Raw genomic sequence first — 14,101 nt, forward strand, 5'->3', positions numbered from 1 at the left:
CCAACGCCCTGATCAGCTCGCAAAAATGGCGCGCAACGCTAGACGCGGCGCGGACCATGACTAAGATAGGGGCTCTTGATGTCTCGATTTGGAAGGGAGTAGGAAATGGAGTTAGTACTTGGCCCACTGGAAGCCCGCGTCATCGGCTGTCTGATTGAAAAAGAGATCTGCACCCCGGATCAATATCCCCTCTCCCTTAATGCACTGGTCAACGCCTGCAACCAGAAGAGCAACCGCGAGCCGGTGCTGGATCTCTCCGAGCTCGATATCCGCGCCGTGGTGGACGAGCTGATCCGCAAGCGGCTGGTGGTCAACACTGCAGGCTTCAACGCCCGGGTGCCCCGCTACCAGCACAGATTCTGCAACACCGAATTTGGCGAGCTGAAATTCAGTGCCCAGGAGCTTGGCATCGTCTGCGAACTGCTGCTGCGCGGCCCGCAAACCCCAGGGGAGCTGCGCTCGCGCACCAACCGCCTCTGCAGCTTCGATGATGTCACCGAGGTAGATGCGGTGCTGACCCAGCTCATCGAGCGTGGCCCCTACGTGGTCAAGCTGCCGCGCGAGCCGGGCAAGCGCGAATCCCGCTACGCCCACCTGTTCAGCGGTGAGGTGGATATTCAGACGATGATGGATGCCGCCCCTGCGGCTGCCTATGCCTCCCCTGCCGCCGACCGTCTGAGCGAGCTGGAGCAGGAGGTAAACGAGCTCAAGAGCCGTCTCGCCGCCATGGAAGCGCGGCTGGCAGCACTGGATGGTCAGGGCTGATCGCCTTTACCATCGCCAATCTCTATCAGGGAGCCGGGGCTGATGTCCCCGGCTCCCTGCGTTTTTTTATCGTGAGGAAGTGCCCGTGATCACCCTGATTAAAGAGTCTGACCACCAGAAGATGCCCTGGAAAAACCAGCAGGGCACCACCAGCCAGATCCTCATCTCCCCCAAGGGGAGCAGCCTTGCCAAACTCGACTTTGACTATCGACTGAGCTCGGCCCCCATCAAGAGCGCGGGTCCCTTCTCCCCCTTTCCCGGCTATCAGCGCATTTTGCTGCCGGTGAGCGGGGCTGGCTTTGTGCTCAACGGTCACCCCTACGCCACCTTCGAGGCAGCGCACTTTAGCGGCGATGAGGAGACCCACTGCGAGTTGCTGAAAAAAGAGGTGACCGACCTAGGGCTTATCTACCATCCGGATCGCATCAGCGCCAACGTGCGGGTGCTGAACCTCCCCTTCCCGCTGACCCTGACCCTCGAGCCAGAGAAGACCTACCTCTGTCACCTGCTGAGCGGCCAGCTGGCCGTGCAGGGCAAAGAGGTGGCCATCAACGAGACGCTGGTGGTGACCGGGGAAGAGAGCATTCACTTCGAATGCCAAAAGAAGACCGCCATCGCCTTCTTTACCCTGCAGGCCAAATAGCGCAAAAGTCGGCGGTGTGCAGTCATGCCACGCCACACACAAACAGCAGAGATGAAAAAGCCGGGAAATCCCGGCTTTTGCTATTGAGGCAACCGGCTCGATGCCGGCCAGCACCTTAGTTGACCTTGAAGGAGCCCTTCATCATGGCGAAGTGGCCGGGGAAGGAGCAGAAGAAGGTGAGATCCTTGCCCGCCAGACCGTCGGTCTTGAAGGTGACGCTGCTGCTCTCGCCGCCGCCGATCAGCTTGGTGTGAGCCAGCACACGGGGATCATCCTTGGGCAGATAGCCGTTCTCGGCCCCGGCGCTCATCCCGGCAGTCGCCACGGTCTGATAGTCGGCGGTGCTGGCCAGCACCCAGTTGTGTCCCATGGCGGTCACAGGCAGCTTGCCGGTGTGGTTCAGGGTGACCGTCACCTCCTTGCAGGTGGCCGGCACGCTCATCTCTTTGAGGTTGTACTGCATGGCATCATTGCCTTCGATGACCAGTGCACACTCATCCGCCAGCACGGGGGCAGCCAGGGTACTCAGAAACAGCAGGGTAATCGCCTTTTTCATCATCTTCTCCTTTGATTGGCAATGGATGGCAACGACTTGGCGGATGCGGTTAACGCTTCGCAAAGATGCCGTCTAAATCGACCTTCATTTTACTCAATTGTCTTCAATCGGCTATGGCTTTTGGCCAAAGCTGCGGGCCAGGTCACCAGACGGTGATCTACTCGCCACTCTCTCCCTCACGGATGGACGATACGACCCGCTCCAGCCACAGGTTCAAAAATGTTTAATTTTTTCTGCCCTTTTCCCTCCGATTGCCCCCATCAGGGCTCGCCCGGCGGGCGCCCCTTGGCTAAGCTAGCGCCCCGATATGAACCTTCTCCAGATGAGAGCGCCGGATGATTGCGATAACCCCCGTGGCGGCCCTGCGCGGCCTGCTGCTGACCCTGCTGCTGGCGCTGGCCGGCTGCCAGCCCACCCCGCCTGCCCAGACCCGTATTCAGGGCAAGACCATGGGCACCTACTATGTGGTGACCCTGAGCGATAGCTACCCCGGTGGGGAGCCCGCCCTCAAAAGCGATGTTGAGAGCCTGCTGGCCCGGATGAACAAGGAGATCTCCACCTACGATCCGGGCTCGCTCATCTCCCGTTTCAATCAGGGGCCCGCCAATACCCCGTTCGCCATCCCGCCCGCCATGGCCATCATAGTCCAGCAGGGGATGGATGCCGGTAAACTGACCAACGGCAAGCTGGATGTGACCGTGGGGCCTCTGGTCAATCTATGGGGCTTTGGCCCGGACAAACGGCCGGTCAAGCGACCCGATGAGGCGGCCATCGCCGCCGCCCGCCACAAGGTGGGCATCGACAAGCTGACCCTGACCCCGCAAGGGGATCACTTCCTGCTCGAAAAAACGATCCCGGCTCTCTATCTCGACCTATCCACTCTGGGCGAAGGGGCGGCATCGGATGAAATCGCTGCCCTGCTCGAGAGCAAGGGGGTACACAACTACCTGATCGAAGTGGCCGGTGCAGTGCGCAGCAAGGGCCACAACAGCAAGGGTTCACCGTGGAGAGTGGCCATCGTCGAACCTTCCGATCAGCCGGGAGCGTTTTCCGATATCGTCATCCCCAACGGTATGGCGCTCAGCACCGCAGGCAGCTATCGCAACTACTACGAGCTGGATGGCCAGCGTTACTCCCATATCATCGATCCTGCCACCGGCCAGCCGGTCACCCACAAGCTGGTCTCCGCCAGCGTGATCACCCCGACCGCGCTTGAGGCTGACGCCCTCGATACCGCGCTGATGGTGATGGGGCCCGAAGCGGGTATGGCATTTGCCAAACAGCACAAGCTGGCGGTCTATCTCATCATCAAGACCGAACAGGGGTTCAAGGCCAAGTACACGCCCCAATTCGCCCACTATCTGGCGAAGCAACCGACAGAAAAGCACTGATAAACAGAAGGCCCCGATAACGGGGCCTTCTCATTACGGTTGATGATGAACTTGTCACGGGCTATTCGATGGTCACCCGGTGAGGGGCTGGCGTTTCCACCTGCTTGGGCAGTTGCAACGTGAGGATACCGTTCTCGAACCTGGCGCTGACCTTGTCCAGCGCCACCTCGACCGGCAACTCCAGAGTGCGTGAAACACTGCCAAAATAGCGTTCACTGCGCAGTGTTCGCTCATCCTTGTTCTGGCTGTCAAACTGGCGGATCTCCGCTTTCAGCGTCACCTGTTTACCATGGATATCCACATGGATGTCCTCTTTGGCAACCCCCGGCAACTCGGCTTGCAGCACATAGTTGCCATCACTCTCCTTCAAATCCAGCCTGATCTGGCTCGGCAAGGGGTCCCCGTGCAAGGGGCGAATATAGAAGCCGGACGCCATATCGCGAAACAGGTCATCGAACAGACTGGTACGGCTTGGTAGCAAACTCATCTCTGATCCCTCCGTGATTCATGGACTAACAGAGGCAGGCCCTGATACCTGCCTGATGGGGCCTATATGTGACCGGGGCTTGTCGTTGCCCCCTCTATCAGTCTAAAAAGTGTGCCGCGTGCTGCCACCCCATCTGAGCTTTATTTGATATGGATCAACCACATCGCCCTGGCCACTAGGCGCAGAGCGTGACATGGAAACTGAAAGTTGCGTGACAAAAGCACATTGATTGCCACTTGACACGCTTTGGTGGCACACTTTCTCCCATCAACCCGTAGCGCCTCGACCCAGAACAATGCAGACACCGGAAAACGCGTCAGAAAAGAAGAGCCCTGCCAAGCCACAACGCATTCTGATGGTCAATGAGCAGCGCTCGTTTCAGGTGATGATGAAGGCGATGCTGATCAATCTGGGTATCAGCAACATCACCTACTCCAATACCGCCGAGGATGCACGGCGTCGCTGCCAGAAGGGCAGCTTCGACATCTATCTCATTGATTACGATCTGGGGGTCGGCGAAAATGGCCGCCAGTTGCTGGAGAGTCTGCGCGACCAGAGCCTGATCCCGCCCCAGAGCGTGGTGATCATGGTGAGCAGCGACAGCTCCCGCGCCATGGTGCTGAGTGCGCTGGAGGCCGAGCCAGACGAGTACCTGATGAAGCCCTTCTCCCAGGAGCAGTTCTCGTTTCGCCTCAGACGCGCCCTCGCCCGGCGTCATGCCCTGGCACCGGTATTCACCGCCCTGGCCGACAACAACTTCCAGGCTCTCATTACCGCCTGTGCCGAGCGAGCCGATGCGGTGCCCCGTTTTGCCAACTACTGCCGCTGCCTGCAGGCCGATACCCACCTCAAGTTGGGTGAAGCACAGGAGGCTCGCGCCCTGATGCGCCAGCTGCTGGCCGGCCAAGAGAACAGCTGGGCCCGCCTGACGCTGGGCAAGGCGTGCAACACTCTGGGGCTCCATGAAGAGGCGGTCAGCCATCTGCAGGCGACCCTCAAAAATACCCCGCTGATGGTGGAGGCTCACCTCTGGCTGGCGGAATCCCAACTCGCCCTCGGCAACGATGAACTGGCACAGCAAGAGCTCAGGCGGGCGGTGGATATCTCCCCCCAGTCGGTGCAACTCTCCCGCCGACTGGCGGAGGTGTGCCTGCTGCGCCACGACTATGCCCAGGCCAAGGATGTGTTGCTGTCGCTGATCGACCTGTCCCGCAACTCCATTCACCGCACCCCCCACTATCTGGGGGCCTATATCCAGACCCTGACCCTCTACGCCCTCAACAGCAACGACAGCTACCACATCGCCAACCTGCAAAAGCAGGTCAATTCTGCCCTGTCGCGCATCCGCGATTCGCTGATGATGTCGGAGTTCAACTACCCGGTGTTCGAGCAGATCTGTCAGGCCCGGGTGCAGATTGCGCTGGGCGAGCTGCTCAAGGGCAAGAAGATGCTCTATCGCGCCAATCAGAACTGGCTTGATGAACCGGCCACCATGCCCCCCGCCCTGCTTGGCGAGACCATCCTTGCCCTCTACCAGCTCGGCGAGTTTGAATATGCCGAAAGCCTGCAAGGGCTGCTGGCGGAGGACGAAGATCGGCTGCTCACCACCTGCATTCAGGCAACCCGGGATGACAAGACGGTGCTGGAGCGACGTCAGCGCTACCAGCAGCTCAACGATCTGGGGATCAAGGCCTATCAGAGCGGCGAGCTGGAGCAGGCCCTCGGCCATTTTCGCGAGGCCTTGCGCCGTGCTCCCGCCAATACCGGTGCCGCCCTCAACAAGATCCAGGTGCTGCTGCAACTGATGCAGAAAAACCGCAAGAGTCCGGAATTTGGTGCCGAGTGCAAAGATACCCTGGACGTGCTCGACGGCATCCCCCTCAACCCGGCCCAGCAGGAGCGTTTTCGCAAGCTGCGCCAGGAGTTCAACCAGTTCAGCTAAGACCCCGCCGCGCCCCCTTTTCCCCGCCTATGCTGAAACCAGTTCGGCAATGCGAGGGAAACGAAGATGGCGATGTGTCGTTATCTGGTGGCCGATGGCCGCCACTGCAGTGAAGAGGCTGGCGAGCACGATCTCTGCCACTGGCATGATCCCCACCATACCCATCAGGAAGCCCACACCGCCGAGGCGCTTGAACAGTACGTTCGCGCTGGCGGACTCTGCCACGGCCTGCAGCTGTCACGGGCCAATCTGGCGGGCCTCAATCTGGTCAACAAGGAGTCCGATCAGGGATTTTTGCTGGAGCAGTGCAACCTCTATCGCGCCAACCTGCGCGGTGGTCACCTCTACGGCCTGCGCATGAAGGGCGGCAGCCTGATGAAAGCCGATCTCAGTGATGCCAACCTCCAGTGCGCCACCCTCGATGACGTCAACCTGCTCGGCATCCGCTGGCACAACACCCGGCTCGACAACATGCAGACCGGCAAACGGGTGATGCAGGATCGCAAGGGGCGCCGCGAACGGGATCCCAAACAGGCGCGCATCTGGTTCAAGGAGGCGGAAGAGACCTACCGGGATCTGCGCAAAGCCTCCGAGGCGCAGGGGATCTTCACCATGTCCGGCAACTATATCCAGCAGGAGCTCACCATGCGCCGCCTGCAACTGCCGTTCTGGTCGACCCAGCGTTTTACCTCCTGGGTGGTCGATCTCTTCTGCGGCTATGGCGAGGCCCCGATGAGGGTGGTGCTCTTCTCTCTGCTGCTCATCTTTATCTGCAGCATTTTTTACTTCTTCTGCGGACTGCATTTTCAGGGCGAGCACCTCATCTACCAACCCGGTGCCCCGCTCGAGCAAAATGCCATCTTCCTGCTCGAATGCCTCTACTACAGCGTGGTCACCTTCACCACGTTGGGGTACGGTGACTTCACTCCGGTCGGCCTCTCCAGGATCTTCGCCGCCTTTGAAGCCTTTACCGGCAGCTTTACGCTGGCGCTGTTTGTGGTGGTATTCGTCAAAAAGATGACCCGCTGACACCTCTGCCCACCCCGCGGTGCCTGCCACTGATGCAGGCCCGCGGCCAAACTTGCATCCACCGCCGATTCCTAGTCCAATAGCCACTTATAAAAATGACATGAGCATCCCGGACATGAAGATCATCTCTTTCAATATCAACGGCCTGCGCGCCCGTTTGCACCAGCTGCAAGCCATCATCGACAAGCACCAACCCGATGTGATCGGCCTGCAGGAGATCAAGGTACACGACGAGGCTTTCCCGCTGGCCGATGTGGAGGCCATGGGCTATCACGTGGAGTTTCACGGCCAGAAGGCCCACTACGGGGTCGCCATCATGAGTAAACAGAAGCCGGTCAAGGTGGAGAAAGGCTTCCCCACCGACGACGAAGAGGCCCAGCGCCGGATGATCATGGCTACCTTCGAACGCGAAGATGGCTCTCTCATCAAGGTGATGAACGGCTACTTCCCGCAGGGTGAAAGCCAGGATCACGAGACCAAGTTCCCGGCCAAGCAGAAGTTCTACGAGGATCTGCAGCACTACCTCGAGACCAACCACACCCCGGACGACCAGCTGGTGCTGATCGGGGATATGAATATCTCCCCCACCGATCTCGACATCGGCATCGGCGAGGCGAACCGCAAACGCTGGCTGCGGGATGGCAAGTGCTCCTTCCTGCCCATCGAGCGCGAATGGATGGAGCGACTGAAAGGGTTTGGCCTCACCGACACCTTCCGCGCCGCCAATCCCACCGAGTGCGAGCGTTTCTCCTGGTTTGACTACCGCTCCAAGGGCTTTGACGAGAACCGCGGCCTGCGCATCGACCTCATCATGGCCTCCGACGCCCTCAAGGACAGCGTGACCGAGACAGGTATCGACTATGAGCTGCGCGGCATCGAGAAACCCTCCGACCACGCTCCCATCTGGGCCTGCTTCGCCTGATTGATTGATTGAGTGCGGGCGAGGGCTCCTCTCGCCCGCCACAATACTCCCCCCCCTTTTTTTCCTCCTGGCTATTGTCATCGTAAGCACTATCCGGTCGGCAATCTCGTTCTCATATGATACTCTTTACTCCATTTTTCAGCAGCAGAACGGCTTCTGTTGTGAAGAACAGAGAGAACTTTTTCGATCAAGCAGCTTGGGTTCAATGTTCATGCTCTATGATTGAAAAACTTCAATAATCCAATGAGTTAATTTGTAATCATGAAGTTAATCACGTCAGCCGAAAAAAAAGGTGTGCATGATGGCCGCAATCGGGCCAACAGGAGTGAAATGATGATGGAGCCAAACACCAGAGCAGGATTATTCAAACAGGGGATGCTCGCTCTGACGCTGGCCGGTGCACTGGCCGGCTGTGGCGGGGAAACAAACCAGACGGCGCAAACCATGCCGGCCGTGCCCGTGGTAGTCAACGAGGCGACCCTGACCGATGTGCCGCTCACCACCGAGATGGTTGGCGAAACTGCCGGCTTTCGCGAGATCGATGTGCGCTCCCGGGTCAGTGGCATCCTGCTCAAGCGCACTTATGTGGAAGGCCAACCGGTTACCGCCGGCCAGCAACTGTTCCTGATCGACCCCGAGCCCTACAAGGTGGCGCTGGAGCAGGCCAAAGGCACCCTGGCCCAGGAGCAGGCCAGACTCAACAAGGCACGCGCCGATCGGGATCGCATCATTCCCCTCTTCAAGCGCCAGGTGGTAAGCCGCAAGGACTATGACGACACCATCGCCAACTATGAAGCGGCCATCGCCAGCCATCAGGCCGCTCAGGCCAAGGTGAAGGAGGCCGAGCTCAACCTCAGCTATACCAAGGTCACTGCCCCCATCAACGGCATGGCGAGCAAGAGCTCCCAGTCCGAGGGGAGCCTTATCTCCACCAGTGGCGACAACGGCCTGCTCACTACCATCACCCAGTTTGATCCGCTCTACGTCAACTTCTCCTACTCGGAGCAGGATCGCCTCGATTTCGAGAACTCGGTCAAGAGAGGGACCATTGAAGCCAAGGACGCCACCAACTGGCGCACCCATATCCGCCTGGCCGATGGTTCTGTCTACCCACAAGCGGGCAAGCTCAACTTCTCCGACAACCGGGTCGATCCCCAGACCGGCACCATCCGTGCCCGCGCCATCTTCGATAACAAGGACGGCGTGCTGCTGCCCGGCCAGTTTGTCCGTATGACCATCGATCTGGGCACCCGCAAGAATGCCATCGTGGTGCCGCCCCGCGCTATCGTCCAGTCCCAGGCTGACCGCATGGTGATGGTGGTCGATGCCGAGAACAAGGTGATCCCCCGTCCGGTCAAACTGGGCCCGGTGGTCTCCGAGGGGGTGCTGATCGACAGCGGCCTCAATGCCGGTGACCGTTACATCGTCGAAGGCTTGATGAAGGCTCGCCCCGGCAGCGTGGTGAAACCTGTCTCTGCCGACGAGATGAAAGCCATCACCGCCAAGATGGTCAGCCACTCAGCGGCCAAGTAAGGAGCTCGTATGTTTTCCAGGTTTTTTATCGAGCGTCCCATCTTCGCCAGCGTGATTTCCATCATTATCGTGCTGGGCGGATTGGCGGCAATGCGCTCGCTTCCCATCGAGCAGTACCCCCAGATCACCCCGCCGGTGGTCTCGGTGACCGCTTTCTATCCGGGGGCCACTCCGGAGGTGATCTCCCAGACTGTCGCCGCACCGCTCGAGCAGCAGATCAACGGCGTCGAGCGGATGATCTATATGCAATCGGGTTCGGCCTCCAACGGCCAGATGAACCTCAACGTCTACTTCGAGATCGGCACAGATCCGGATCAGGCCACCATCAACGTCAACAACCGGGTATCGGCCGCCATGGCCCAGCTGCCGGAAGAGGTGAAAAAGCAGGGGGTAACGGTCAAGAAGAAATCGACCTCCATCCTGCAGGTGGTCACCCTCCAGTCGCCGAACGGCTCGTTTGATACCACCTATCTGTCAAACTATGCCCTGCTCAACATCATCGACGAGCTCAAGCGGATTCCCGGCATCGGTGATACCACTCTGTTTGGCGGTACCGACTATGCGATGCGCATCTGGTTGCGGCCGGATCGACTGGCCCAGCTCGAACTCACCCCGAGTGATGTGATTAGCGCCATCCGCGAGCAGAACACCCAGTTTGCGGCAGGCAAGATCGGCGCTCAGCCCACCTCGACCCCCATCGACTTCACCTACACGGTGCAGACCAAGGGTCGCCTTGAAGATGTGAAAGAGTTCCAGAACATCATAGTTCGCTCCATGCCCGATGGCTCCAAGATCCGGGTCCGCGATGTCGCCCGGGTCGAGCTGGGGGGCAAGGATTATGATCTGGTGGCCCGCGCCAACGGCAAACCGGCCATCGGTATCGCTACCTATCTGCAGCCCGGTGCCAACGCCGTAGCAGTCGCCGATGCGGTGCACACCACCATGGAGCGGCTCAAGGAGCGCTTTCCGCAGGATATCGAGTACCAGATCCCCTACGACACCACAGAGTTTGTGAAGATCTCCATCGAAGAGGTGGTACACACCCTGTTCGAGGCGATCGTGCTGGTGTTCGTGGTAGTCTACCTGTTCCTGCAGAACTTCCGCGCCACCCTGATCCCCTGTATCGCGGTGCCAGTGTCGCTCATCGGGACCTTCGCCGGCATGCTGGTGCTCGGTTTCTCCATCAACCTGCTGACCCTGTTCGGCATGGTGCTCGCCATCGGTATCGTGGTGGATGACGCCATCGTGGTGCTCGAGAACGTCGAGCGGATCATGAGCGAGAAGAAATGTTCGCCCAAAGAGGCTGCCATCCTCGCCATGCAGGAGGTCTCAGGTCCGGTGGTCGCCATCGTGCTGGTGCTTTGCGCCGTGTTCCTGCCGGTCGCCTTTATGGGTGGCATGACAGGGGTGATGTACAAGCAGTTCGCCATCACGGTCGCGGTCTCGGTGGCCATCTCCGGTCTGGTGGCTCTGACTCTCTCTCCGGCCTTGTGCGCCGTGTTGCTGAAAGAGGGACATCACAAACCGGCCCGTTTCTTCGTCTGGTTCAACGATAAATTTGACCAGCTGACCCGCGGCTATGTACGGGGTGTGGCCTTCCTGAACCGTCGGGTGGGGGTCGCTTTTGCCATCATCGCCGTACTGTTGCTCTCCATCTACGGTCTCTTCCTGAAAGTGCCGGGCGAGCTGGTACCGAACGAAGATCAGGGCTACCTCATCTCCGCCGTCATGCTGCCGGATGCCGCCGCCATGAGCCGGACACAGGCAGTGGCGGATCAGTTCGACAAGCTCGCCATGGCCAATCCCAATGTGAAGGATGTGATCACCTTCTCGGGCTTCGACATCCTCTCCAACGCCATCATCAGCAACAGCGGTCTCACCTTCATTACCCTGAAGGACTGGAGCGAGCGCAAGGGGACAGGCCAGGACTCCTTCGATCTGGCCAAAACTCTGCAGGGGATGAGCCTGATGGGGCTGGCTGACGGCTTTGTTGCCTCCTTCAACCCGCCCCCCATCCAGGGGATGTCCACCACCGGCGGACTGGAAGGCTACCTGCAAAACCGGGGTTCCGGCAGTGCCCAGGAGTTTTCGGGCGAAGTACAGCGCTTCCTCGCCGCCGCCAAGGAGCGCCCCGAGTTTGCCAGTGTCACATCCACATTCCGTGCCAATGTGCCGCAGGTCTATCTCGACCTGGATCGCGAGAAAGCCAAGGCGCTGGGGCTGCCGATCAATGCGGTGTTCGACACCATGCAGGCCACCTTCGGTCAGGTCTATGTCAACGACTTCAACCAGTTTGGCCGAACCTACCGGGTACAGTTGCAGTCCGAAGCGGACTACCGCGCCAAGAAGAGCGATATCCGCAACGTCTACGTGCGCTCCAACACCGGCGAGATGATCCCGCTCAGCAGCCTAGTGACGGTCCGTGATGCCACTGGCCCCGAGCTGGTAGAGCGTTTCAACATCTTCCAGGCAGCCAAGATCATGGCACAGCCGGCACCCGGCTACAGTTCGGGTCAGGCGATCGCCGCACTGGAAGAGGTGGCCAACAGCACCCTTGGCAACGATGCCAAGCTGGAGTGGACCGGTTCCGCCTATCAGGAGAAGGCCTCTGCCGGTAGCGCAGGCATGGCGTTCGGCTTCGGTATTGTGATGATCTTCCTCATCCTGGCAGCCCAGTACGAACGCTGGAGCCTGCCGTTTGCGGTGATCACAGCCGTACCGTTCGCCCTGTTCGGCGCCCTGCTGGCCACCTGGCTGGTAGGACTCACCAACAACGTCTACTTCCAGATCGGGCTGGTGACCCTGGTGGGCCTTGCCGCCAAGAACGCCATCCTGATCGTGGAGTTCGCGGTGATGAAGCACGAGGAGGGGATGAGTCTTATCGAGTCGGCACTGGAGGCGGCGCGCCTGCGTTTTCGCCCCATCGTGATGACCTCGCTGGCCTTCATCCTCGGCTGTGTGCCGCTGGTCACCTCCAGCGGCGCTGGTGCCGCAAGCCGTCACGCTCTCGGCTGGCCGGTGATCGGCGGCATGCTGGCGGCCACCTTTATCGCCATCTTCTTTATCCCGCTCTTCTTCCGCCTCATCATGAAAGGGTCGGAAAAGCGCGCCAAGCCGTAACGCTCTCCACGGGCGTTCCACCGATAACAAACTACCCCCGCCCGTGCGGGGGTATTTTTTTGTCTGCGGTGTGCTTCAATGACACACATCGAGACTTTTTTGCACAGGATCCGGATATGCTGGCTCAGCTCTGGCTCGCGACGACCTTGACGACCACTACCCTCTCCGCCTGTGGTCATCACGATTATCCCCCCTGGAACTGGCTGAGCGATGGCAAGATCATCGGCGTTTGTGCCGAAGTAGTCAGTACCCTCTATCAACGGTTGGGTTTCAATGTGGATCTCTCCTATGTGGGCCCCTGGGCCCGCTGTCAGCAGAAAGTGGCGAAAGGAGAGGTCGACATCAATATCTGTGCGCTGCGCAACGAAGAGAGAGCACACTACTCCCGCTTTACCCGAACGCCCATGGCCATCAATGACATGGCGGTGTTCGTGCGCCAACCCGGCAGCCGCTTGCTGCAGCGACGGGAGGATCTGACCGGACTGCGGGGAGCCATGATGATAGGCGTCAGCCTTGGCAGCGAAATGGATGATTTTTTGCAAGCAAATACCCGCATCTACAGGGTCAACTCCCTCAAGCAGGTATTTGGCCTGCTGGCCAGTAACCGGGTCGACTTCGTTCCCTATGGCCGCTCTTCCGGCCGCCTGTTTTTGAGCGAAAATTACCCGAGCAGCGGAATGACTGATCTGCAGTGGCCACTGCAGCGCGGTGAGCTCTATATTTCTGTTTCACTACAATCTCCCCATCTTGGCACCCTCGAACAGCTGGAACCCATGCTGCAAGCGCCGGGCATGAGGCAGTGGATAGATCAGCTGCTGGAGAAATACAGCGACATCTATCTGCAACAACAGCGCCAGCCCTAGCCTTGACCTTCTCCCAGAAGCAAGGTTTAGAGTCTGGATACCAGATCCTGAAGGATGACCGGATTGTCACTCACCCAGCTTGCGACAAGATTGCCCTCTGCCCTGCTAGCCCGGCTATTGCTGGCGCTGCTGCTCGTGTGCAATCTGACCCTCTGCATCAGCTGGCATGCTTCTCCCCTCTCCTCCGAGACGACCCAAAGCAGCCCCCTGCCAATGGTGATGTTGGATTCATCCATGGCGATGGCGGATGGCGAGAGCTCTCATGCGATGCCCGCAATGTCTCACCCGAGCGATACCATGGCCCTCTCCTGCCATCAGGGAGACGAGGGGTCGGCCATGGGCGATGAGTGCCAGATGCAGACCGGCGTCAATGCCCTCTCCTTCGGCGCGATAGCTCTGCTGGGTGTATTGGTCGCCCTGCTGATCTTCCCCCTGCTACTTGGCAGTAACTTCGCAACTGCACTGCTTGATAACTGGTTGCGGGATCCCTTCCTGCGATCACGCGGTACCCATCCCCCCTCCTGGCCGCGCCGACACCTGATGTTATCGGTGCTGCGACACTAGAAAGATCTTCTCTTGCGGCAGCGGCAAGCCTCGGCTTGCCCGTCTCCTGCCGCCTTGCCTGACCCTGCGCCCCGGCCAAACCGGTCCGCTCACAGGGAGCCGTGCGCACTGATACAGTTGCGCCCCGTTTGCCGCCAGCCCCTTTGGTGATGCCTTGCACCTCACCCGACCGGCGGCCTGCAAAAGAGAAGACGTATTATGTCACCAGCCCACTTTTCACCGTCCAAGGTTGCTGCCTTTGCGGACGCATTACCCTCCTGCACTTTCTGCATGCAGACCCGCGCCG

The 14,101-nt window shown here is 59.6% G+C and carries 12 protein-coding genes; 10 read left to right on the forward strand and 2 right to left on the reverse strand.

All coding sequences use genetic code 11. The features are described 5' to 3' along the window. Nucleotides 1-105 precede the first annotated feature (105 nt). Both G5193_RS05540 and G5193_RS05545 read left to right on the forward strand, forming a co-directional pair. Nucleotides 106-765 (forward strand): YceH family protein, encoded by a 660-nt coding sequence (locus G5193_RS05540; protein WP_216953234.1) that lies wholly within the window; start codon nucleotides 106-108, stop codon nucleotides 763-765. 85 nt (nucleotides 766-850) lie between these two features. Further along, entirely contained in the window at nucleotides 851-1,408 is a 558-nt protein-coding gene (locus G5193_RS05545; RefSeq protein WP_042057881.1) for a HutD family protein, read from the forward strand. A gap of 115 nt (nucleotides 1,409-1,523) precedes the next feature. Here the strand turns inward: G5193_RS05545 and azu are convergent, their stop codons facing one another. Beyond that, entirely contained in the window at nucleotides 1,524-1,964 is a 441-nt protein-coding gene (gene azu / locus G5193_RS05550; protein ID WP_005337768.1) for an azurin, read from the reverse strand. A 335-nt stretch (nucleotides 1,965-2,299) separates the two neighbouring features. On the opposite strand from azu, the gene G5193_RS05555 reads away from it, so the two are divergent. Further along, a complete protein-coding gene (locus G5193_RS05555; RefSeq protein ID WP_421205298.1) occupies nucleotides 2,300-3,355 on the forward strand; it encodes an FAD:protein FMN transferase in 1,056 nt (351 codons plus the stop codon). A 61-nt stretch (nucleotides 3,356-3,416) separates the two neighbouring features. On the opposite strand, the gene G5193_RS05560 is transcribed toward G5193_RS05555, so the two are convergent. Beyond that, nucleotides 3,417-3,842, reverse strand: coding sequence for an Hsp20/alpha crystallin family protein (locus G5193_RS05560; protein WP_103250619.1), 426 nt, complete (start codon nucleotides 3,840-3,842; stop codon nucleotides 3,417-3,419). 295 nt (nucleotides 3,843-4,137) lie between these two features. Between G5193_RS05560 and G5193_RS05565 the strand changes: the two genes are divergently transcribed. The 7 genes from G5193_RS05565 to G5193_RS05595 all read left to right on the forward strand — a co-directional run bounded on the left by G5193_RS05565 (nucleotide 4,138) and on the right by G5193_RS05595 (nucleotide 13,815). Then, nucleotides 4,138-5,784 (forward strand): tetratricopeptide repeat protein, encoded by a 1,647-nt coding sequence (locus G5193_RS05565; protein ID WP_421205300.1) that lies wholly within the window; start codon nucleotides 4,138-4,140, stop codon nucleotides 5,782-5,784. Between the two features lie 66 nt (nucleotides 5,785-5,850). Continuing rightward, nucleotides 5,851-6,813, forward strand: a complete 963-nt coding sequence (locus tag G5193_RS05570; RefSeq protein WP_005353221.1) for an ion channel — start codon at nucleotides 5,851-5,853, stop codon at nucleotides 6,811-6,813. A gap of 115 nt (nucleotides 6,814-6,928) precedes the next feature. Continuing rightward, on the forward strand, nucleotides 6,929-7,735 hold the full coding sequence (gene xthA, locus G5193_RS05575) for an exodeoxyribonuclease III (RefSeq protein ID WP_005353222.1): 807 nt from the start codon (nucleotides 6,929-6,931) through the stop codon (nucleotides 7,733-7,735). Nucleotides 7,736-8,110: 375 nt separating this feature from the next. Beyond that, nucleotides 8,111-9,268 (forward strand): efflux RND transporter periplasmic adaptor subunit, encoded by a 1,158-nt coding sequence (locus G5193_RS05580; protein ID WP_421205504.1) that lies wholly within the window; start codon nucleotides 8,111-8,113, stop codon nucleotides 9,266-9,268. A 9-nt stretch (nucleotides 9,269-9,277) separates the two neighbouring features. Further along, nucleotides 9,278-12,388: an efflux RND transporter permease subunit gene (locus tag G5193_RS05585; RefSeq protein WP_100645526.1), complete on the forward strand. Its 3,111-nt coding sequence runs from the start codon at nucleotides 9,278-9,280 to the stop codon at nucleotides 12,386-12,388. A gap of 116 nt (nucleotides 12,389-12,504) precedes the next feature. Continuing rightward, nucleotides 12,505-13,251, forward strand: coding sequence for a substrate-binding periplasmic protein (locus G5193_RS05590; RefSeq protein ID WP_421205303.1), 747 nt, complete (start codon nucleotides 12,505-12,507; stop codon nucleotides 13,249-13,251). Between the two features lie 63 nt (nucleotides 13,252-13,314). Further along, entirely contained in the window at nucleotides 13,315-13,815 is a 501-nt protein-coding gene (locus G5193_RS05595) for a hypothetical protein (protein WP_227342331.1), read from the forward strand. Nucleotides 13,816-14,101 lie beyond the last annotated feature (286 nt).

This window comes from Aeromonas sp. 601027 (assembly GCF_049174455.1).
Taxonomy (GTDB): Bacteria; Pseudomonadota; Gammaproteobacteria; order Enterobacterales; family Aeromonadaceae; genus Aeromonas; species Aeromonas veronii_A.